General features: G+C 64.3%; 18 protein-coding genes and 1 riboswitch. Of the genes, 12 read left to right on the top strand and 6 right to left on the bottom strand.

Features of this window, described 5'->3' with window-relative positions; genetic code table 11:
* The first annotated feature begins 46 nt into the window (after positions 1-46).
* From C2I35_RS15680 to C2I35_RS15665, 4 genes are all read left to right on the top strand, one after another.
* Complete coding sequence (locus C2I35_RS15680) at positions 47-859, top strand: TIGR00282 family metallophosphoesterase (RefSeq protein ID WP_103763999.1); 813 nt, start codon at positions 47-49, stop codon at positions 857-859.
* Complete coding sequence (locus C2I35_RS15675) at positions 856-1,812, top strand: DMT family transporter (RefSeq protein ID WP_103763998.1); 957 nt, start codon at positions 856-858, stop codon at positions 1,810-1,812. Before C2I35_RS15680 ends, C2I35_RS15675 begins: the two co-directional genes overlap by 4 nt.
* On the top strand, positions 1,812-3,590 hold the full coding sequence (locus tag C2I35_RS15670; RefSeq protein ID WP_103763997.1) for an SLC13 family permease: 1,779 nt from the start codon (positions 1,812-1,814) through the stop codon (positions 3,588-3,590). Before C2I35_RS15675 ends, C2I35_RS15670 begins: the two co-directional genes overlap by 1 nt.
* A gap of 204 nt (positions 3,591-3,794) precedes the next feature.
* Positions 3,795-4,655 carry a DUF2189 domain-containing protein gene (locus C2I35_RS15665; RefSeq protein WP_103763996.1) on the top strand — a complete coding sequence of 287 codons (861 nt, stop codon included), beginning with the start codon at positions 3,795-3,797 and terminating at the stop codon, positions 4,653-4,655.
* Between the two features lie 57 nt (positions 4,656-4,712).
* Here the strand turns inward: C2I35_RS15665 and C2I35_RS15660 are convergent, their stop codons facing one another.
* Entirely contained in the window at positions 4,713-5,000 is a 288-nt protein-coding gene (locus C2I35_RS15660; protein ID WP_103763995.1) for a hypothetical protein, read from the bottom strand.
* 221 nt (positions 5,001-5,221) lie between these two features.
* Here C2I35_RS15660 and C2I35_RS15655 point away from each other — a divergent pair, with 221 nt between their 5' ends.
* Positions 5,222-5,707, top strand: a complete 486-nt coding sequence (locus C2I35_RS15655) for a lytic transglycosylase domain-containing protein (protein WP_245890510.1) — start codon at positions 5,222-5,224, stop codon at positions 5,705-5,707.
* 10 nt (positions 5,708-5,717) lie between these two features.
* On the opposite strand, the gene C2I35_RS15650 is transcribed toward C2I35_RS15655, so the two are convergent.
* Positions 5,718-7,490: an SLC13 family permease gene (locus tag C2I35_RS15650; RefSeq protein ID WP_103763994.1), complete on the bottom strand. Its 1,773-nt coding sequence runs from the start codon at positions 7,488-7,490 to the stop codon at positions 5,718-5,720.
* Positions 7,491-7,648: 158 nt separating this feature from the next.
* On the opposite strand from C2I35_RS15650, the gene C2I35_RS15645 reads away from it, so the two are divergent.
* From C2I35_RS15645 to C2I35_RS15625, 5 genes are all read left to right on the top strand, one after another.
* Positions 7,649-8,398, top strand: a complete 750-nt coding sequence (locus C2I35_RS15645) for a YebC/PmpR family DNA-binding transcriptional regulator (RefSeq protein ID WP_103763993.1) — start codon at positions 7,649-7,651, stop codon at positions 8,396-8,398.
* A 146-nt stretch (positions 8,399-8,544) separates the two neighbouring features.
* Positions 8,545-8,826: a GNAT family N-acetyltransferase gene (locus C2I35_RS15640; RefSeq protein WP_103763992.1), complete on the top strand. Its 282-nt coding sequence runs from the start codon at positions 8,545-8,547 to the stop codon at positions 8,824-8,826.
* 77 nt (positions 8,827-8,903) lie between these two features.
* A riboswitch (cobalamin riboswitch) is annotated at positions 8,904-9,092 on the top strand.
* Between the two features lie 102 nt (positions 9,093-9,194).
* Positions 9,195-9,467, top strand: coding sequence for a hypothetical protein (locus C2I35_RS15635; RefSeq protein ID WP_245890509.1), 273 nt, complete (start codon positions 9,195-9,197; stop codon positions 9,465-9,467).
* A 509-nt stretch (positions 9,468-9,976) separates the two neighbouring features.
* Complete coding sequence (locus C2I35_RS15630; protein ID WP_103763990.1) at positions 9,977-11,041, top strand: Mrp/NBP35 family ATP-binding protein; 1,065 nt, start codon at positions 9,977-9,979, stop codon at positions 11,039-11,041.
* Between the two features lie 232 nt (positions 11,042-11,273).
* Positions 11,274-13,568 carry a glycosyl hydrolase family 28-related protein gene (locus C2I35_RS15625; RefSeq protein ID WP_103763989.1) on the top strand — a complete coding sequence of 765 codons (2,295 nt, stop codon included), beginning with the start codon at positions 11,274-11,276 and terminating at the stop codon, positions 13,566-13,568.
* A 25-nt stretch (positions 13,569-13,593) separates the two neighbouring features.
* Here C2I35_RS15625 and C2I35_RS15620 read toward each other — a convergent pair whose 3' ends face one another.
* Genes C2I35_RS15620 through C2I35_RS15610 form a run of 3 tightly spaced genes read right to left on the bottom strand, consistent with a single transcriptional unit; the run spans position 13,594 to position 15,273 of the window.
* The gene (locus C2I35_RS15620) at positions 13,594-14,256 is read right to left on the bottom strand and encodes a hypothetical protein (RefSeq protein WP_103763988.1); all 663 of its coding nucleotides are present in this window, start codon (positions 14,254-14,256) and stop codon (positions 13,594-13,596) included.
* A 58-nt stretch (positions 14,257-14,314) separates the two neighbouring features.
* Entirely contained in the window at positions 14,315-14,842 is a 528-nt protein-coding gene (locus C2I35_RS15615; protein WP_103763987.1) for a peptidoglycan-binding domain-containing protein, read from the bottom strand.
* A gap of 35 nt (positions 14,843-14,877) precedes the next feature.
* The gene (locus C2I35_RS15610) at positions 14,878-15,273 is read right to left on the bottom strand and encodes an OB-fold nucleic acid binding domain-containing protein (RefSeq protein WP_103763986.1); all 396 of its coding nucleotides are present in this window, start codon (positions 15,271-15,273) and stop codon (positions 14,878-14,880) included.
* A 128-nt stretch (positions 15,274-15,401) separates the two neighbouring features.
* On the opposite strand from C2I35_RS15610, the gene C2I35_RS15605 reads away from it, so the two are divergent.
* Positions 15,402-15,725 carry a 2Fe-2S iron-sulfur cluster-binding protein gene (locus C2I35_RS15605; protein ID WP_057793755.1) on the top strand — a complete coding sequence of 108 codons (324 nt, stop codon included), beginning with the start codon at positions 15,402-15,404 and terminating at the stop codon, positions 15,723-15,725.
* Positions 15,726-15,842: 117 nt separating this feature from the next.
* Here C2I35_RS15605 and purD read toward each other — a convergent pair whose 3' ends face one another.
* Complete coding sequence (gene purD, locus C2I35_RS15600) at positions 15,843-17,108, bottom strand: phosphoribosylamine--glycine ligase (protein WP_103763985.1); 1,266 nt, start codon at positions 17,106-17,108, stop codon at positions 15,843-15,845.
* Between the two features lie 137 nt (positions 17,109-17,245).
* On the opposite strand from purD, the gene C2I35_RS15595 reads away from it, so the two are divergent.
* Positions 17,246-17,806: a type 1 glutamine amidotransferase domain-containing protein gene (locus C2I35_RS15595; protein WP_103763984.1), complete on the top strand. Its 561-nt coding sequence runs from the start codon at positions 17,246-17,248 to the stop codon at positions 17,804-17,806.
* The last annotated feature ends 1 nt before the right edge of the window (position 17,807 follow it).

The following is a 17,807-nucleotide window of genomic DNA, read 5'->3' as shown; positions in this document are numbered from 1 at the left end:
TCGCTGGCCCTTGCCCTTTGGAAGCGGTGTCTCTACCAGTTTTGCCATGAAGATTTTGTATCTTGGAGACGTGATGGGCCGGGCCGGGCGGCAGGCCGTCGCGGAGCGTTTGCCGGGCCTGCGCGAGGCGTGGAAGGTGGATTTCGTCGTGGTCAACGGCGAGAACGCCACCGGCGGGATGGGGCTGAGCGGGGCACATGCCAAGGCCTTGCTGGAGGCGGGCGCGGATTGCCTGACGCTGGGCGATCACGCGTTCGACCAGAAGGACATGCTGCAATATATTGAGGGCGAGCCGCGGATCGTGCGGCCCCTGAACTTTGCCAAGGGCGCGCCGGGGCGCGGTTCGGCCGTCTTTTCCGATGCGCGGGGGCGCAAGGTGCTGGTGGCGCAGGTGCTGGGGCAAGTATTCATGAAACGGGCCTTTGACGACCCGTTCAGCGCCGTGGACACGGTGATGCGGACGCATGTGCCGGGCGGCGCGGTGCAGGCCAGCCTGATCGACATCCATTGCGAGGCCACCAGCGAGAAGATGGGCATGGGGCATTACTGCGATGGGCGCGCAAGCATCGTCGTGGGCAGCCACACCCATGTGCCCACCGCCGATGCGCAGATCCTGCCGGGCGGCACGGCCTTTCAGTCGGATGCGGGCATGTGCGGCGATTACCTGAGCGTGATCGGCATGGACAAGACCGAGCCGATGCGGCGCTTCGTGACCGGGATGGGCAAGGAGCGATTCACGCCGGCCATGGGCGAGGTGACCTTGTGCGGGCTGTACGTGGAGACGGACGACGCCACCGGAAAAGCGGTCCGGGTTGAGATGGTCCGCGAGGGCGGGCGGCTGGCGGCCAGCGGTCCATGAGGCGGACCCTCGGGCTTTATGCCGCTCTGGTTGCCATGGGGCTGGGGTGGGGCCTGTCGATTCCGCTGAGCAAGATTGCGGTGAGCACCGGGCACCAGCCCTTCGGCCTGATCTTCTGGCAGCTGATCATCGTGGTGGTTTGCCTGGGCGCGGTGACGCTTTTGCGGGGGCGCAGGCCTGTCTTCGCACGGGCCTACCTGCGGCTGTTCCTGATGGTGGCGCTGTGCGGGGCGGTCTTGCCGGATATCTTCTTTTACACAGCGGCGGCCCAGCTGTCGGGCGGGGTGATGTCGATCGTGATCGCCTCGGTCGCCATGTTCTCGTTGCCGATCGCTGTGCTGATGGGCAACGAGACCTTCGAGTGGCAGCGGCTTTGGGGCGTGATGCTGGGGCTGGGGGGCATCGTCCTGTTGGTGGGGCCGGAGGCGAGCCTGCCCACGGGCACATCGGCGCTGTTCGTTCTGGTGGCGCTGTGTGCGCCGGCACTTTACGCGACCGAAGGCAACCTGGTGGCGAAATGGGGCACGCAGGGCCTGGACCCGATGCAGGTGATCATCGGTGCATCAATGATCGGGGCGGTCGTGGCGCTGCCCGTCGCGGTGGGTACGGGGCAGTGGATCAACCCGCTGGAGGGTGTGGGTATGCCGGAGCTGGCGCTGCTGGGGGCGGCGGGGCTGCACGCGCTGGTCTATGCCTCTTACGTGTGGATGGTGGGCCATGCCGGGTCGGTCTTCTCGGCGCAGACATCGTACATGGTGACGGCGGCGGGCGTGCTGTGGTCGATGACGCTCTTGGGCGAGAGCTATTCGATCTGGGTCTGGCTGGCGCTGGGTGTGATGATGCTTGGGATGTTCCTGGTGCAGCCCCGGGCCGCACGGGTTCTTGTGCCGGGGCGCGTGATAGATGAGAATGCCGAAGCTGGGATGACATCGGACCGGGACGGGCAGAGCTGATGCAATTCATTGAACTTTCGCAGGGCGCCCAGCCGCTGGTCGCGCTGGGTGTGGTCGCGGTGATGTTCGTGCTGTTCATACGCGAGGTCTATCCTACAGAGGTGGTCGCGCTGAGCGGGGCGGCGGTGCTGCTGGCGCTGGGGGTGCTGCCTTATGATGCGGGCCTCGACGTGCTGTCCAATCCCGCGCCCTGGACCATCGCCGGGATGTTCGTGGTGATGGGGGCGCTGGTGCGCACGGGCGCGCTGGACGCGTTCACGACGGTGGCGGACCGGCAGGCCAAGGTGAACCCCAAGCTGGCGATCGGGTTGCTGATGGTCTTCGTGGTCTTCGGCTCGGCCTTCATGAACAATACGCCGGTGGTCGTGGTTATGATCCCGATCTTCGTGCAACTGGCGCGGACGTTGGGGGTGACGGCCTCGAAGATGCTGATCCCGTTGAGTTACGCGGCCATTCTGGGCGGGACGCTGACGCTGATCGGGACCTCGACAAATCTGCTGGTCGACGGCGTGGCGCGGTCGCAGGGGATGGAGCCTTTCGGGATTTTCGAGGTGACGCCGCTGGCGCTGTGCCTGGTGGCCTGGGGCGCGGTGTACCTGTATTTGATCGCGCCGCGCCTGTTGCCGGAGCGCGAGAGCATGGCGGACATGCTGTCGGACCGCTCGAAGATGAAGTTCTTCACCGAGGCGGTGATCCCGCCGGAGAGCAACCTGATTGGCCGGGAAGTGACCGGCGTGCAGCTGTTCAAGCGCGAGGGCGTGCGGCTGGTGGATGTGGTGCGGGGCGATATCTCGCTGAGGCGGAACTTGCAGGGAGTGGAGTTGCAGGTGGGCGACCGGGTGGTGCTGCGCACGCAGATGACCGAGCTGCTGAGCCTGCAGCGCAACAAGGAGCTGAAGCGCGTCGACCAGGTGTCGCAGGTGGAGACGACAACGGTAGAGGTCCTGATCACGCCGGGGTGCAAGATGGTGGCGCGCAGCCTGGGATCGCTACGCTTGAGGCGGCGGTTCGGGGTCTATCCGCTTGCGGTGCACCGGCGGAACCAGAATATCGGGCGGCAACTGGACGACCTGATCGTGCGGGTGGGCGACACGCTGCTGCTGGAAGGCGCGCCGGAGGACATCAAGCGGCTGGCGGGCGAAATGGACTTGGTTGACGTCAGCCATCCGTCGGCCAAGGCGTTCCGGCGGGGGCACGCGCCGGTGGCGCTGGCGGCCCTGGCGGGGATCGTGATCCTGGCCGCCCTGGGCGTGGCGCCGATCCTGGCGCTGACGGTGATCGCGCTGGCTGTGGTGCTGTTGTCGCGCTGCATCGATGCGGAGGAGGCGTTTTCCTTTGTCGAGGGGCGGCTGCTGGCGCTGATCTTTTCGATGCTGGCCATCGGGGCGGCGCTGGATGCGTCGGGGGCGGTGCAGCTGATCGTGAATGCGGTGGCGCCGGCGCTGTCGTCATTACCGCCCTTCCTGATCGTCTGGGCGATCTACCTTCTGACCTCGATCCTGACGGAACTGGTGAGCAACAACGCGGTAGCGGTGGTGGTGACGCCCATTGCCATCGGGCTGGCGGATGCGATGGGGATCGACGCGCGGGCGCTTGTGGTGGCGGTGATGGTCGCGGCCTCGGCCAGTTTCGCCACGCCCATCGGGTACCAGACCAACACGCTGGTCTATGGGCCAGGAGGCTACAAGTTTACCGATTTCCTGAAGGTGGGCGTGCCGTTGAACCTGAGCGTGGGGGTGTTGGCCAGTGCGCTGATCCCGTTCATCTGGCCGCTGTGAGGCGGTTGCCGGACCTTCGGGTGTTCCTGGAACAGTGAAAGGTCAGGGGCGCCGTCGCTGACGGGCGCTGTCCCTAAATAGTGATCACCTGCACGCCTTGGTTGTGGTAGGATGACCAGACAGGCGGGTGTTCCGCCAAGTGACGAGACCCGCCGAACCTAATCCGACCGGGATGCCCGGCCGAATGGAGGAAGGGAGTGTCTCATGGTCAAGACTATCGGAAATCCACTTTCATGGTTCTTTCAGGGCGTGTCCGGCGTGAGCCGGTCGGTGGGCGATGCCACCGTCGCGCTGAGCGGCGAGGCAGGCGCCACGCCGAAGGCCAGGTCGCTGTCACACGGAGATCTGAGCGAGGCGCTGCGCAAGGGCTATGCCGATTTCAGCCGCTTTCGAAGTGACGTGATGTTCCTGGTGATGATCTATCCGGCGATCGGGCTGTGCCTGTCGTTCTTCGCCTTTCACCGGGCGATGTTACCGATGCTGTTTCCGCTGGCGGCGGGGTTCCTGCTGTTGGGGCCGATCGTGGCGATCGGCCTATACGAGATGAGCCGACAGGCGGAGCAGCGCGACGACGTGGGATGGAGCGCCGCGCTGTCGGTGATCCGGGCGGAGAATATCGGGCCGGTGCTGGTGATGGCGGTGTACCTGCTGGGGGTGTTCATCATCTGGATGCTGGCGGCGATGAAGATCTATGACTGGACGCTGGGGCCACAGCCCCCGCAGAGCCTGTCGGGTTTCGTGACGGATGTGCTGACGACCGGGACGGGCTGGACGATGATCGCGGTCGGCATGGCGGTTGGCGCGGTCTTTGCGGTGATGGTGCTGGCGGTCAGCCTGACGACATTTCCGATGCTGATCGACCGCCGGGTCGGGCTGGCTGTGGCGGTCGCCACCTCGTTGCGGGTGATGCAGAAGAACCCGGCAACAGTGGCCAGGTGGGGTGCCATCGTGGCTGTCCTGATGCTGATCGGGACGGTGCCGCTATTCCTGGGGCTGATCGTCGTGCTGCCGGTCCTGGGTCATGCGACCTGGCATCTCTATCGCGCCGCCGTGGGGTGGGCGTGAGGCCACCGCGGTCTGCGCAAACCGGGGCCGGGTGAGGCCGGCCCCGGGATGCCAGGCTTAGCTGCCGCCGTCGGTGCCTTCGGGCAGCGCGGTGGCCAGGCGCGTGACGGCGTTAAGCTTTGTCATGCCGTCTTCGCCGGCGGTGTCGTACTCGAAGAGAACGCGATCGCCGCGACCGAGGTCCTCGGGCAGGGTGATCTCGGTGGGCACTTCCCAGACGGTCTTGTCGGTGAGAACGATGATGCCGTCGATGCGGTCGAAGGCGAGGACGTGGCCCTCGGTTTCATCTGCGAAGGCGGGGAGGGTTGCGACGGCGATCGCGACTGCAGCGGTTATGATGCGCATGGGGTTGGTCCAAGGGGAGGAAAGCACTCTCGGCGCGACTCCGCGCTTTCGTAGCCGCCGGGCGGAGCCTCGCACCCGGATGGCGGTGAAATGGGATGGGCCGCGTGGTTTGCAAGAGGACGGCCCAAATATAAATGGCGGATTCTCGCCCGTCGGAATTCTGCAAGCTTGCCAGAGACCGGGGCTTGGGGAAAAAGACCGAAAAACCGGGGGATTCTCTGATGCGGCGTTTGATGGCCTTGATGCTGGTGTGCGTGGTTGCGGGATGCAGCGCTAAAGAGGCGTCGGAGCCGCCAGCGCGGCACAACCCGCCGCTTTATCCCAACGAGACGCCGCAGATCCGGGCGCTGATCAACCAGTATGCCGACAATTACGAGGTGCCGCGGTCTCTGGTGCACCGGGTGGTGCAGCGCGAGAGTGATTACCGCCCCAAGGCGCGCAATGGTCCGTATTGGGGGATGATGCAGATCCTGCCCGCCACGGCACGGGGCATGGGGTTCCAGGGTCAGGCGAGCGACCTGCTGAATCCTGAGACCAACCTGAAATACGCGGTGAAATACCTGCGCGGCGCGTGGCTGGTATCAGATGGCAGCGAGCCCGATGCGGTAATGTGGTACGCGCGGGGCTATTACTATGCTGCGCGGGACAAGTGCCTGCTGGTCGAGACGGGCCTGCGCGAGCGCGAGATCGCGCGGCACTGCCGCTGAAGCCGGGCGTCTAAAGCGGCCAGAACACCAGGATCGCCGGCAAGGACACGGCAACCACGATGATTTCGAGCGGCAGGCCCATGCGCCAGTAATCCCCGAAGGCGTAGCCGCCGGGGCCGAGGATCAGCGTGTTGTTCTTGTGCCCGATCGGCGTGAGATAGGCCGAGGACGCGGCCACCGCGACGGCCATCAGGAACGGGTCGGGCGAGACGTCGAGCGTGCTGGCCATCTGGATGCCGACGGGGGCGGCGACGATGGTGGTCGCGGTGTTGTTGAGCACGTCGGAGAGCGTCATCGTGACCACCATCAGCACGGTCAGGATCGCCCAGGCGGGGAAGCCTGCCGTCAGGTCGACGAGGCCGCCCGCGAGCAGGGCGGTGCCGCCCGCCTCTTCGAATGCGGCACCCAGGGGGATCATCGAGCCGAGCAGCACCACCACGGGCCACTCGATATGGGTGTAGAGCTCCGACGGTGGGACGATGCGCGTCAGCACATAGGCCATGACCACCAGCCCGAGCGCGATAGGCAGGTAGAGCAGGCCAAAGCTGGCCGCGGCGACGGCGGCACCGAAGATGCCGATGGCAGCCCAAGTCTTGCGGTCCTGCGTCACTTTCAGCCCGCGTTCGGCCAGCGGCAGGCAGCCCAGCCACTCGGTCACGTCCGAGCCGGTTTCGTGCGGGACCAGCAGAAGGAGGATATCGCCCGGTTGAATCGTTGTCTTGCGCACTTGCTCGCGGATCTGGCGGCCGCGGCGGGAGATGCCCATCAATACCGAGCGCTGACGCCAATTCAGGCCCACGGACTGCGCCGTACGGCCGGCGATGCGCGCGTCGCGGGGGACCACGACCTCGATCATGTCGAGCCCGTCGCCGGCGGCGCGGACCTTGTCCTCGCGCTTGGAGTCCGAAAAGGCGAGAGACAGCGCGGAGCGGAACTCATCCAGCGCGTCGGGCGTGGCCTCGATCACCAGCGCGTCGCCGGCTTGCAGAATGGTGTTGCGGGCACGGCCATAGCGGCGTTTGCCGTCGCGCACCACGCCGAGAAGCGCGACGTCGTTGCTGTCGGCATCCTCCTGCAACTCTGCGAGGCGCTTGCCGATCTGGGCGCTGTCCTCGGGGATGGTGAGTTCGGCCAGGTAATCGGCCAGTTCGGCGGCGTGCAGACCGCTGTCGTCGCGGGCCGGAATGAGCCGCCAGCCGATGAGGGCGACGAAGACAAGACCGGCAAGCGCGGTGACGGCGCCGACGGGGGCAAAGTCGAACATGGAGTAGGATTGCCCCAAGGCGTCCTCGCGGATGCCGGCGATGATGATGTTGGGGGGCGTGCCGATAAGTGTGACCATGCCGCCAAGGATCGTGGCAAAGGAAAGCGGCATGAGGCTGAGCCCCGGAGATCGCTTGGCCTTGCGCGCGGTCTGGACATCGACGGGCATCAGCAGGGCCAGTGCCGCGACGTTGTTCATGAAGGCCGAGAGCACGCCGCCGATGCCGCCCATGATGGTGATATGCGCGCCGAGGCTGCGCGAGCTGTCGACCAGCGTCCGGGTAATGAGAAAGACCGCGCCCGAGCGTACCAGACCGGCGGAGACAACGAGGACGAGGGCCACGATGATCGTTGCCGGGTGACCGAAGCCGGTAAAGGCCTGCTCGGTGGGCACGACACCCAGCACCACGCCGAGCATCAGCGCGCCGAACGCGACGATATCGTAGCGGTAGCGGCCCCAGAGCAGTAGCGCGAACACGCCGCCGAAAAGCGCGAAGAGTATGATCTGGTCCTGGGTCATCTGGGCGAGGTCTTTCCGGAGCGGTCTGACGGGCGCGGCCCGTCCGGCCAGCCTAGAGGCAACGGGCGGCGGCGCAACAGTCGATTGCCGGGATTGCACAGCGGCCCGCGCCTGATTTATAGAGGCGTGAACTTTACACATGTCATCGGAGGCGCGTCATGGCCGGCCACTCAAAATGGGCGAATATTCAGCACCGCAAGGGGCGTCAGGATGCCCAGCGGGCAAAGCTTTTCTCCAAATTTTCCAAGGAGATAACGATTGCCGCCAAAATGGGCGATCCGGACCCCGACAAGAACCCGCGCCTGCGCCTTGCGATCAAGCAGGCCAAGTCGCAGTCGATGCCGAACGACAATATCGACCGGGCGATCAAGAAATCGGTCGCGGGCGACGGCGAGGATTACGAGGAAATTCGCTATGAGGGCTATGGTCCCAACGGCGTGGCGGTGATTGTCGAGGCGATGACCGACAACCGCAACCGTACCGCCAGCACGGTCCGCTCGACCTTCACCAAGCATGGCGGGAACCTGGGCGAGACTGGTTCTGTCGGGTTCATGTTCGAACGCAAGGGGCAGGTCACCTACCCGGCGGGCGCGGGCGACGCCGATACGGTGATGATGGCCGCGATAGAGGCCGGGGCCGAGGACGTGGAATCGGGCGAGGACGGGCATACCGTGTGGTGTGCGGATACCGATCTGAACGACGTCAGCACCGCGCTGGAGGCGGAGCTGGGCGAGAGTGACGAAACCAAGCTGGTCTGGCGGCCCACGACCACGACTGAGCTGGACCTGGAAGCGATGCAGAAGCTGATGAAGCTGATCGACGCGCTGGAGGATGACGATGACGTGCAGAACGTCACGACGAATTTCGAGGCCAGCGATGAGGTGATGGAGCAGTTGGCGGCGGAGTGATCCTGCCGGCCCGGACCATGGAGCGGCGTCCCCTCGGGGCGCCGTTTTGCGTTTGGTCCGGCGTCGTGCATACGGCACGCGATGTACAGTGTGATGGACCTTTCGTCGGCGGTGCGGCATCCTGCGCTCGGTCACGGGAGACAGACATGCAGATCGAACACGAGGACGGCGAGAGCAAGGGGCGCTATGTCACCCGCATCGGTGACGGACCGGAGGCCGAGCTGACCTATTCCAAGTTGGGAAGCTCGGGAATGATTATCGACCATACCGGCGTGCCGGACGAATATCGTGGCGATGGTGTGGGCTTGGCGCTAGTCACGCGCGCGGTGGAGGATGCCCGGGCGGCGGGCCGCAAGATCACGCCGCTTTGCCCCTTTGCCGCGGCGCAGTTTCGACGGCATCCCGAATGGGCCGACGTTCTGGCCTGAGGGCTGGTTTGACGCATGTGTCGTCGGGAGGCCCTTCAAGGTCGCAATCGCGTGTTGCGCCAGAGGTCGGTTGGCGGCAAGATGAGGGTCCCGAAGGTGCCACGAAAGCCGTGGAGAATTGGGAAGCCGGTGAAAGTCCGGCGCTGCCCCCGCAACGGTAAGGATGGGGGATACCGCAGAGGGCCACTGGGGCAAGATGCCCCGGGAAGGCGCGCGTATCCGCACCCCCGCCAAGCCCGGAAACCAGCCCTTGGGGTGAACGTCGAACCGCGGGGGGCGGTACGGGCGGTGGACCGAAAAGCGGTTCTCGCGCGGCTTTCCTTCGCCCCAGTCCGGCCCGGGGTGTGGCCGGAGGAAGAGCAGAAGACATGAACCTGACACCGATCATGGATGGACTGGAGCGCAGCGGCGCCACCGGCGCGGAGGCCGAGGCCGTGGCGCGACTGGGATTCCTGGAATGGGTTTTCGCCTATCCGGGGACCGTCACGGCGCGCGTGTTGCGCGAGGCGCTGGCCGAGCCAATTGTGCAGAACCCGGGCAGTGCTGCGGCGTGTGCCTTCGTCGATTTCCTGGAAGAGGCGCGGCATGCGGCAGCGATGGCCCGCGGACGGCGCGGGCGCGCGGCTCGGGTCATGCACTGAGCTTACGGAATTTGACCCCGTTGTCACGTGCGGCGGGGCGCATCCGGTTCAGGTGTCCGGAAGATGAAAGGATGGTGTCGCGCAAAAAAAAACGGCGACGCCAGGGAGGAGGAGAGGCGCCGCCGTTCTTTACGTCGGGTCCCAGGGAGGAGGAAGGGACCGTTCGTTACAGTTGGGCTCGTTCTGAGCCCAGGTCTTGCCGGGACCGCACAAGGGAGGAGAGGCGGTATCCCGAACAGGTGCCAAACGGGAGGAGAAGCACCTGATTGTTTTAGCGAGCGTTTGGCGCGGTGGCCGTTTCGTTCGCTGTTGAGTTAAAGATAGCGATATGCTGCGCGTGCACAATAGATTTTGCTGCAACGCGGCTATGCAGGAAGCGCATAGAAGAATAGTTCATTTTTTGCGTGCAATATCATCTATTTGCCGGTTTTTTGTGCGGGATTGAAACGGGGGTTGTGCCTGCTTTCAGAAATGCGACTTTTGGCGGCGCAGATGCATGGAGGCAGGGCATGACGGAAATACTCGACAAAGTGCGCCAGGAGCTGGAACGGCTTGAATTGCCGGACGGTGGTACCGTGATTTCACGCGACATGGTGCGTGCGATGCGACTCGAAGGCAGCGAAGTGCGATTCGTGCTGGAGGCGCCCACTGCCGAGATGGCCCGCCACATGGAGCCCCTGAGAGCAGCCGCCGAGCGCGCGGCGCTGTCGGTCGAGGGAGTGTCTTCGGCGCAGGTGGCGTTGACCGCACAGGCGCCCGAGGCCCCGACCCCGTCACTGAAGGTGGGCCGGCACCCCGAGGGCGGAAGCGCGTCGATCCGCCCAGGCGGGGTGAAGTCGATTCTGGCGGTGGCGTCCGGGAAGGGCGGCGTGGGCAAGTCGACCGTGGCGTCGAACCTTGCAGTGGCACTGGCCCGGGCGGGACGGCGCGTGGGCTTGCTGGACGCCGATATACACGGGCCGAGCCTGCCGCGCATGATGGGCGTGACCGATCGGGCGAGCAGCCCGGACGGCAAGATCCTGACTCCGCTGGAGGCACATGGCGTCAAGATGATGTCCATCGGACTGATGATCGAAGAGGACCGCGCCGTTGTCTGGCGAGGGCCGATGCTGATGGGGGCTTTGCAGCAGATGATAAGCCAAGTGGACTGGGGCGAGCTGGACGTGCTGCTGGTGGACCTGCCGCCGGGAACGGGGGATGTGCAGTTGACCCTGTGCCAAAGGGCGGCGCCCACCGGTGCACTGGTGGTCTCGACGCCGCAGGATGTGGCGCTTCTGGATGCGCGCAAGGCGATCGACATGTTCAACACGCTGAAGACGCCGGTACTGGGGCTGATCGAGAACATGTCGATGTTCCATTGCCCGCAATGCGGATACGAGGCGGCGATTTTCGGCCATGGCGGCGTGGCGCAAGAGGCCGAGAGGCTGGAGTTGCCGCTGTTGGGGGCCTTGCCGATCGACCTCGACACACGGCTGGGTGGCGATGCCGGGCGGCCCGTTGCGCTGGAGGACGGTCCGGTGTCGGAGGCTTATGCGCGGTTGGCGAACCGGCTGGTGCAGGGCGGCATGGCTTAGGCCCAATTCGGCCTATGAGAATGCCTGATATAGTGGGTTTTTACCCACTTTAGGTACAATTCACACCGCCATTGGCATAGGCCGCCAAAGGTCGGGCACCGTCACGGTGTCCTGAGGTCTCGTTAACTCCCCGTTGATATTTCCCGAAGCCCGGGTGCGCTCCGGTTCGCGCCTATGGCTGGCAAACATGTGACGCCTTGGGGACGGCCCCCTGGCGCGGAAAGGGAAATTCATGAACAAGGCAATTACCGATGGCATCACCTTCATGCCGCCGGCCTATGCGAACGGGCTGGACGTCTGGTCGAGCGGGAACGGCACGCCGGGGTCCGACACGTATGACGGGGCGGCCAACGCCGCCTTCGTGCCTGCCGATCAGGATTTCGGCGGGGCGCTGGAGATCCAGAAAACCCAAGCCGTTCAGAAACTGCGGTACATGGGCGAGACGCCGATCCTGCCGGGCTGTTACCTGCAGATCACCGCTCGGGTTAAGGCAATTGCCGGGAACCTGCCGAACGTGCGCATCGCGGCCTGGGCCGGCGGTGCGGGCGGCGCCCATGTCAACGGCCTGGTCGAGACCGGCCCGAGCGTGGCGCTGACCAACTATGGCGAGGTGGTCGAGGTCACGGCTATTGTCGGCAGCGGCGACCGCGGCGGTGTCGACATGGTCTGGGGCACAGAGCCCCTGTATGGCCATTTCGGCATCGACCTGACGGGGCCGAATGGCGGCGTGGTGCGGATCGACGACATTAGGATTGAGGATGTAACCAGCATCTTCCTGCGCGATCTGGTCGGACTGGTGGACGTGCGCGATTACGGCGCGAAAGGGGATGGCAGCACCAATGACCTGCCTGCGTTCGAGGCGGCGGATGCCGCGGCGCATGGCCGGACCGTGCTGGTGCCCGCCGGTACGTATTTTCTGGGCGACAGCCTGACCATGCAAAGCAAGGTCGAGTTCGAGGGCGAGGTCACCATGCCGGTCGACAAGATTTTCGAGCTGGTCAACGATTTCGACTTTTCCAAATACGTGGACGCTTTCGGCGGTGAAACCGAGATGGCGTTCAAGAAGGCCTACCAGGCGCTGCTGAACAACCCCGGCCACGTGGAGCTGGACATGAAAGGCCGCAAGGTGGCGCTGCGCGAACCTGTGGACATGCAGGCCGCCGTGCCGAACCGGACCACCTACAAGACGCGACACGTGATCAAGAACGCGCAATTCTCGGTTTTTCCGGGGGCGAACTGGGACACCGATACCGTCACCTCGCAGGCAACGTACAACGCCAACGACAACAAGCGACTGACCAACGTGGCGAACGTGGCCAATATCCAGGTCGGTTCGCTGGTCACGGGCAACGGGGTTGGCCGAGAGGTCTATGTGCGTTCCAAAAACGTCGGTGCCCAGACCGTTACCCTCAGTCAGCCGCTCTTTGATGCGGAAGGCACGCAGAACTACACGTTCAAACGGTTCAAATATATGTGGGATTTCAGCGGCTTCTCGCAGATCTCGAAATTCGCGGTATCGAATGTCGAGTTCCAGTGCGGCGGCGATTGCAGTGCCGTGCTGCTGCCCCCCGCGGGATCGGCCATACATTTCCGGGATTGTTTCTTCACACAGCCGCGCGACCGGGGGATCACCAGCCACGGCGAGGGCGACCAGGGCATGATGATCGACCGCTGCCAGTTTTTGTCGCGGGAAAGTCCTTTGCTGGTGCCCGACCGGACAACGATCGGGATGAACTGCAACGGCAACGACATCAAGATCCGCAATTGCCGGTGCAATTTCTTCAAGCATTTCGCGATTTTGGCGGGATCGTCCAGCATCATCATGGGCAACCACTGTTTCCAGGGCGACAGTGCTGATCCGGGGCCGCGCAGCGCAATTTTCGTTATGGCGCGGACCAACAACCGGGGCACCTTCACCTGCAATTATATCTGCGACGGTTCGATCGAGTGGACCAACGAGTATGACGAGGCGCCCGATTTCTCGAGCGAATTTTCGTTCAGCGCTTTGTCCATCACCAGTAACGTTTTCCTCAGCCAGAGCACTGCGCCCTCTTTCAATTTCCTGTCCGTGAAACCGTATGGGCCGGGGCACTTCATCAACGGGCTGACGGTCACGGGCAACACGGTGCGCCTGATCGACGGGCCGATTGACCGCTTCGAGGGCATCGACACCAGCTTTGCGACCATGAACTTCGAGCGGTTCCGCAACATCCGCTTCGAGGACAACGCCTATTTCAACGTCAATATCCAGGTGGAAAACCCGTTGGTCATGCAACATACCGAGGCCAGCGCGCAGAAGACATGGGTCGTGTCGCCTCATCCCAAGCTGCCCTTCGAGGCCTGGGCGCAGACGGTCGAGTCGATCGTGGCAGAGGGGGCGATCCGCGAAGCCGATGGAACGGCCTATTTCGGGGTGCCTTACTACGACGGAAAGGAAGGACCGAACAAGGACAGCGTCAACCTGCGCTGGGAAAAGGCGGTCAGCGGGACGGTCACGATGCGCATCAGGATCGACGATCTGATCTGATGCAAGGAAGGTGTCGCACAACGCATCAGAACTGTTGCCAGAGGCCGAATTTCAGCTTGAAATCATCGGCCTCTGCCACGCCGGCGACAAGCCCGAGTTCGACGTGGCGGCCCGGTGCGATGCGGCGTATGTAGGATGGAGCCAGCTTGGCGTAAGGATCACTTTGCGTCGGGATGCCGGTCTGTAATTGCAGGATGAACTTGGCATCGGGGCGGGGGCTGAGGCCGAAGGTGATATCGGTTTCCAGAATGCCATCGAAACTGCCGATGATCACCGCCCGGCTGTGGATACTCAGCCAGCCGGGTGTATCCCCAAGCTCAAACCCGCGTCCGACGCTGAGACCCGGCCGAAGCGCGAAAGTTTCCCGAGCCATCCCAAGGCCGAATTCGGGGACGATGCGCGTGCTGCGGTCGGTGGCGCCGATGGGCCAGCGCAGGAACGCGATGGCCTTAGACATGTCGTCCTCGTGGCCGCCCGCATCGAGGCCGAGGGTCAAGCCGCGCGTCAGCCCATGCTCGGCATAAAGCGAGCCGTAGAAACCGCTGCCATCGGAAATGCCGTTCTCGAAGTCGGTCTCGATTGAATAGCTCAAGAAGGTTTCACCCTCGGCCCGCATCCAGGGACCGGCCAGCGCCGGCGCGACGCTGGCGATCAGCAAAACGGGAATGATAACGCGCTTGAGCAGCATTGCACCTCACGCGTTCAGATTGGTTAAATTTGGTAAACCGTTGGTTAACGAAAGCCGATTATTCCGGGTTGTCCGGCGTGTCGCGGGCGACCGCGATCAATCCAAGCTGGCGCGCGCCGGCAATGGACAGGATATCGGAATCAAATCCCTGCGGCTTTTGAAAGCTGCGGATGGCGGCGCGGGTGCCGCGATCCAACTGGCCGTTGATCGGCCCACGATAGAGCCCGCGGGCCTTGAGGGCGCGCTGTACCGAGGCGTTGAATTCCGGCGTCAGTTCAGCGCGGCAGGGGACCTGGAACCGGGTCACGCGCCGTTCCTGCACGATCTTCTGCGCGGTTTCGGTCCGGTAGCTGGCAGGACGCGTGACAGTGCCGTCATCGGCCACCTCGGCGGGGCTGACGAGGATCTGCTCGGTCACGGTTTCCACCACGGCGGGCGAGGTGTCTTGTGCCCAGCAGGTGCCGGGGGCCGCGCCGGGTGGGGGGGTGTCCAGCCGCTGCACGGCGTCGGTACCCGCGCCGGACACGTCTCCACAGGCGGCCAGCGCCAGAAGGGCGCAGGGGGCTATCAGGGTCGGTCGGATCATCCGCTCGTGCCTTTTTAGGCGTGTTTTGCAGTATCTTACCCGGTTTGATCCGCTTGGGGAAGTGTGCTGTCGCCCGCGTCCTCCAGCAGGCGATCCAGCAAGTGCGAGATATCTTCGACGTCTTCGGCGATGACGTGCACGACGCCTGATTGCCGCTGGATACGGCCGGTGACGCGCAGCAGCCGCCCGGCAATGACCGCGCGGCGGTATTTCTCGTAAAGTGCGCGCCAGACCACGATGTTGACCACGCCGGTTTCGTCCTCGAGCGTGATGAAGATCACGCCCTTGGCCGTGCCGGGGCGCTGGCGCAGGATGACGAGGCCCGCGACGGTGATGCGCGCCCCGTCCGGCGGGTCGTCCATGCGCGCGGCCACCAGCGCGGAAGGCGGGCGTGGCCAGTCATGGGCCGTGCTCTCGGAGAAAACTCTCATAAGAACATAGGTAGAACATCGCGGATTTTGCGCAACTCTTTTCCGCGTGATGTCGCAAATGGGACTGGCATCGGCTAAATGGCGCGTCTAGGAACCCTTGTAAGACGAAGCGACGGGAGCCCGAATACATGGCGAAGATCACCTACATCGAACATAACGGCACCAAGCACGAGGTCGAGGTCGCCAACGGCCTGACCGTGATGGAAGGCGCGCGCGACAACAACATCCCCGGCATCGAGGCCGATTGCGGCGGCGCCTGCGCCTGTTCGACCTGCCATGTCTATGTGGATCCGGCCTGGGTCGAGAAGCTGCCGGCGAAAGACGACATGGAAGAGGACATGCTGGACTTCGCGTTCGAGCCCGATCCCGAGCGCTCGCGCCTGACGTGTCAGTTGAAGGTCAGCGACGCGCTGGACGGCCTTGTCGTACAAATGCCAGAGAAACAGATCTGATCCGCCTCTTCTTCTGGCCATAAATTTCCCGGGGGTGCGGGAGCTGGTCCCCGCTTGAACCTGCGTGCGGGGGCTGGTCCCCGCATCTATCGGATCGCGCGCAGCGCGGTCCGGAACTCAGTCCAGAGCCCGCCACCCGATATCGCGCCGACAAAACCCGTCGGGCCAGTCGATTCGATCAATCATGTCATAGGCGCGGTCGGCGGCCTCGCGCAGGGTATCGGCCCGAGCCGTGACGTTGAGCACCCGGCCGCCCGTGGCGGTGATCTTTCCGTCCTTTTCGCCGGTGCCGGCATGGAACACCATTTGAAAGCTGTCTTCAGGACAGTCGTCCAACCCGCTGATGATGCTGCCTTTCTGATAGGCGCCGGGATAACCCGAGGCTGCCATCACCACCGTCAGGGCATGATCGTCGGCCCAGCTGGCCTCGACCTGGTGCAGGCGTTCCTCGGCGGCGGCCTGCATCAGGTCCAACGCCTGTGCACCCAGCCGCAGCATCAGGACCTGGCATTCGGGGTCGCCGAAACGCACGTTGTATTCCACCAGGCGCGGCTGGCCATCCTTGATCATCAGCCCGGCGTAAAGCACGCCCTGGTAGGGCATCTCGCGCTCGGCCATGACGCGCAGGGTGGGTCGGATGATCTGATCCAGCGCCTTTTCGGCGACCGCATCGGTCAGGATGGGGGCGGGGGAATAGGCGCCCATGCCGCCGGTATTGGGGCCGGTGTCGCCTTCGCCCACGCGCTTGTGATCCTGAGCGGTGCCCATGGGAAGGGCCGTCTGGCCATCGCACAGCACGAAGAACGACGCTTCTTCGCCGTCCATGAACTCCTCGATCACCACCTCGGCGCCGGCGCTGCCGAAGCTGCCGCCGAACATGTCGTCGATGGCGGCGTGCGCCTCTTCGACGGTCTGGGCGATGATCACGCCCTTTCCCGCGGCCAGGCCATCGGCCTTGACCACGATGGGCGCGCCTTGGCTGGTCACGTAATCCTTGGCGGCCGCGGCGTCGGTGAAGTGGCCGTAGGCGGCCGTGGGGGCGTTCGCGGCGTCGCAGATTTCCTTGGTAAAGCTTTTGGAGGCCTCGAGCTGGGCCGCGGCCTGCGAGGGGCCGAAGACGAGAAAGCCCGCGTCGCGCAGCCTGTCGCCGACGCCTGCGGCCAGTGGCGCTTCGGGACCGATGATGATGAAGTCAATGGCGTTGGCCTCGCAGAAATTCACCACCGCCGCGCCGTTCTCGATGTCGAGCGACGCGCATTCGGCGATCTGCGCGATCCCGGCATTGCCCGGCGCCACGATCAGCTTGTCGCATTTGGGGTTCTGCATCACCGCCCAGGCCAGTGCGTGTTCGCGCCCGCCGCCGCCGAGAATGAGAATGTTCATGGCACCGCTCCGTTGGATTTCGCCGTTTGCTTAAGCGTTGCGTGGCCGGGTGGCAAGCGACCGCCTGTCGCGGGAACGGATCGGGGGTCGTGGCGTTGGGAAAGCGTAAGGTAATCGAGTAATGCAGGAGTAATGAAATGACCAAACTGTCGAATCGAAAAGTCGCGATACTGGCCACCGACGGCTACGAACAATCAGAGTTGGAGAAGCCGCGCGATGCGTTGCTGAGCGAAGGTGCCGAGGTCCACATCGTCTCGCTGAAGGCGGGCCAGATCCGCGGCTGGAATGAGAACGACTGGGGCCGGTCCGTCGACGTTGACAAGACCGTCGACGCTGTCAGCCCTAGCGACTACGATGCGCTGGTTCTTCCCGGCGGCCAGATCAACCCGGACATCCTGCGTACCGACAAGGATGCCATTAGGTTCATCAAGACGATCTTTGAGGCCAAGAAACCCATCGCCGCCATCTGTCATGCGCCGTGGCTGTTGGCCGAGGCGGGCATCGCCAAAGGTTTGCACCTGACGTCGTACCATTCGATTCGCACCGACATGGAAAATGCCGGTGCAAGATGGGAAGACAGCCCGGTGGTGGTCGACCAAGGCGTGGTCACCAGCCGCAATCCCGATGATCTGCCGAACTTCTGTGGCAAGGTGATCGAGGAAATTTGCGAAGGCCGTCACGAAAGCCGTGCCGCCTGAC

The sequence above is a fragment of the Roseovarius confluentis genome (genome assembly GCF_002917925.1).
Taxonomy (GTDB): Bacteria; Pseudomonadota; Alphaproteobacteria; order Rhodobacterales; family Rhodobacteraceae; genus Roseovarius; species Roseovarius confluentis.
This window is presented reverse-complemented; position numbering and strand designations above follow the sequence as displayed.

Excerpts from the sequence above, each read along its gene's own strand:
- C2I35_RS15615 (WP_103763987.1), bottom strand. The coding sequence starts at position 14,842 with ATGATCCGACCGACCCTGATAGCCCCCTGCGCCCTTCTGGCGCTGGCC.
- C2I35_RS15675 (WP_103763998.1), top strand. The coding sequence starts at position 856 with ATGAGGCGGACCCTCGGGCTTTATGCCGCTCTGGTTGCCATGGGGCTG.
- C2I35_RS15630 (WP_103763990.1), top strand. The coding sequence starts at position 9,977 with ATGACGGAAATACTCGACAAAGTGCGCCAGGAGCTGGAACGGCTTGAA.
- C2I35_RS15595 (WP_103763984.1), top strand. The coding sequence starts at position 17,246 with ATGACCAAACTGTCGAATCGAAAAGTCGCGATACTGGCCACCGACGGC.
- C2I35_RS15635 (WP_245890509.1), top strand. The coding sequence starts at position 9,195 with ATGAACCTGACACCGATCATGGATGGACTGGAGCGCAGCGGCGCCACC.
- purD (WP_103763985.1), bottom strand. The coding sequence starts at position 17,108 with ATGAACATTCTCATTCTCGGCGGCGGCGGGCGCGAACACGCACTGGCC.
- C2I35_RS15610 (WP_103763986.1), bottom strand. The coding sequence starts at position 15,273 with ATGAGAGTTTTCTCCGAGAGCACGGCCCATGACTGGCCACGCCCGCCT.
- C2I35_RS15655 (WP_245890510.1), top strand. The coding sequence starts at position 5,222 with ATGCGGCGTTTGATGGCCTTGATGCTGGTGTGCGTGGTTGCGGGATGC.
- C2I35_RS15665 (WP_103763996.1), top strand. The coding sequence starts at position 3,795 with ATGGTCAAGACTATCGGAAATCCACTTTCATGGTTCTTTCAGGGCGTG.
- C2I35_RS15650 (WP_103763994.1), bottom strand. The coding sequence starts at position 7,490 with ATGACCCAGGACCAGATCATACTCTTCGCGCTTTTCGGCGGCGTGTTC.
- C2I35_RS15640 (WP_103763992.1), top strand. The coding sequence starts at position 8,545 with ATGCAGATCGAACACGAGGACGGCGAGAGCAAGGGGCGCTATGTCACC.
- C2I35_RS15645 (WP_103763993.1), top strand. The coding sequence starts at position 7,649 with ATGGCCGGCCACTCAAAATGGGCGAATATTCAGCACCGCAAGGGGCGT.
- C2I35_RS15620 (WP_103763988.1), bottom strand. The coding sequence starts at position 14,256 with ATGCTGCTCAAGCGCGTTATCATTCCCGTTTTGCTGATCGCCAGCGTC.
- C2I35_RS15660 (WP_103763995.1), bottom strand. The coding sequence starts at position 5,000 with ATGCGCATCATAACCGCTGCAGTCGCGATCGCCGTCGCAACCCTCCCC.
- C2I35_RS15605 (WP_057793755.1), top strand. The coding sequence starts at position 15,402 with ATGGCGAAGATCACCTACATCGAACATAACGGCACCAAGCACGAGGTC.
- C2I35_RS15670 (WP_103763997.1), top strand. The coding sequence starts at position 1,812 with ATGCAATTCATTGAACTTTCGCAGGGCGCCCAGCCGCTGGTCGCGCTG.
- C2I35_RS15680 (WP_103763999.1), top strand. The coding sequence starts at position 47 with ATGAAGATTTTGTATCTTGGAGACGTGATGGGCCGGGCCGGGCGGCAG.
- C2I35_RS15625 (WP_103763989.1), top strand. The coding sequence starts at position 11,274 with ATGAACAAGGCAATTACCGATGGCATCACCTTCATGCCGCCGGCCTAT.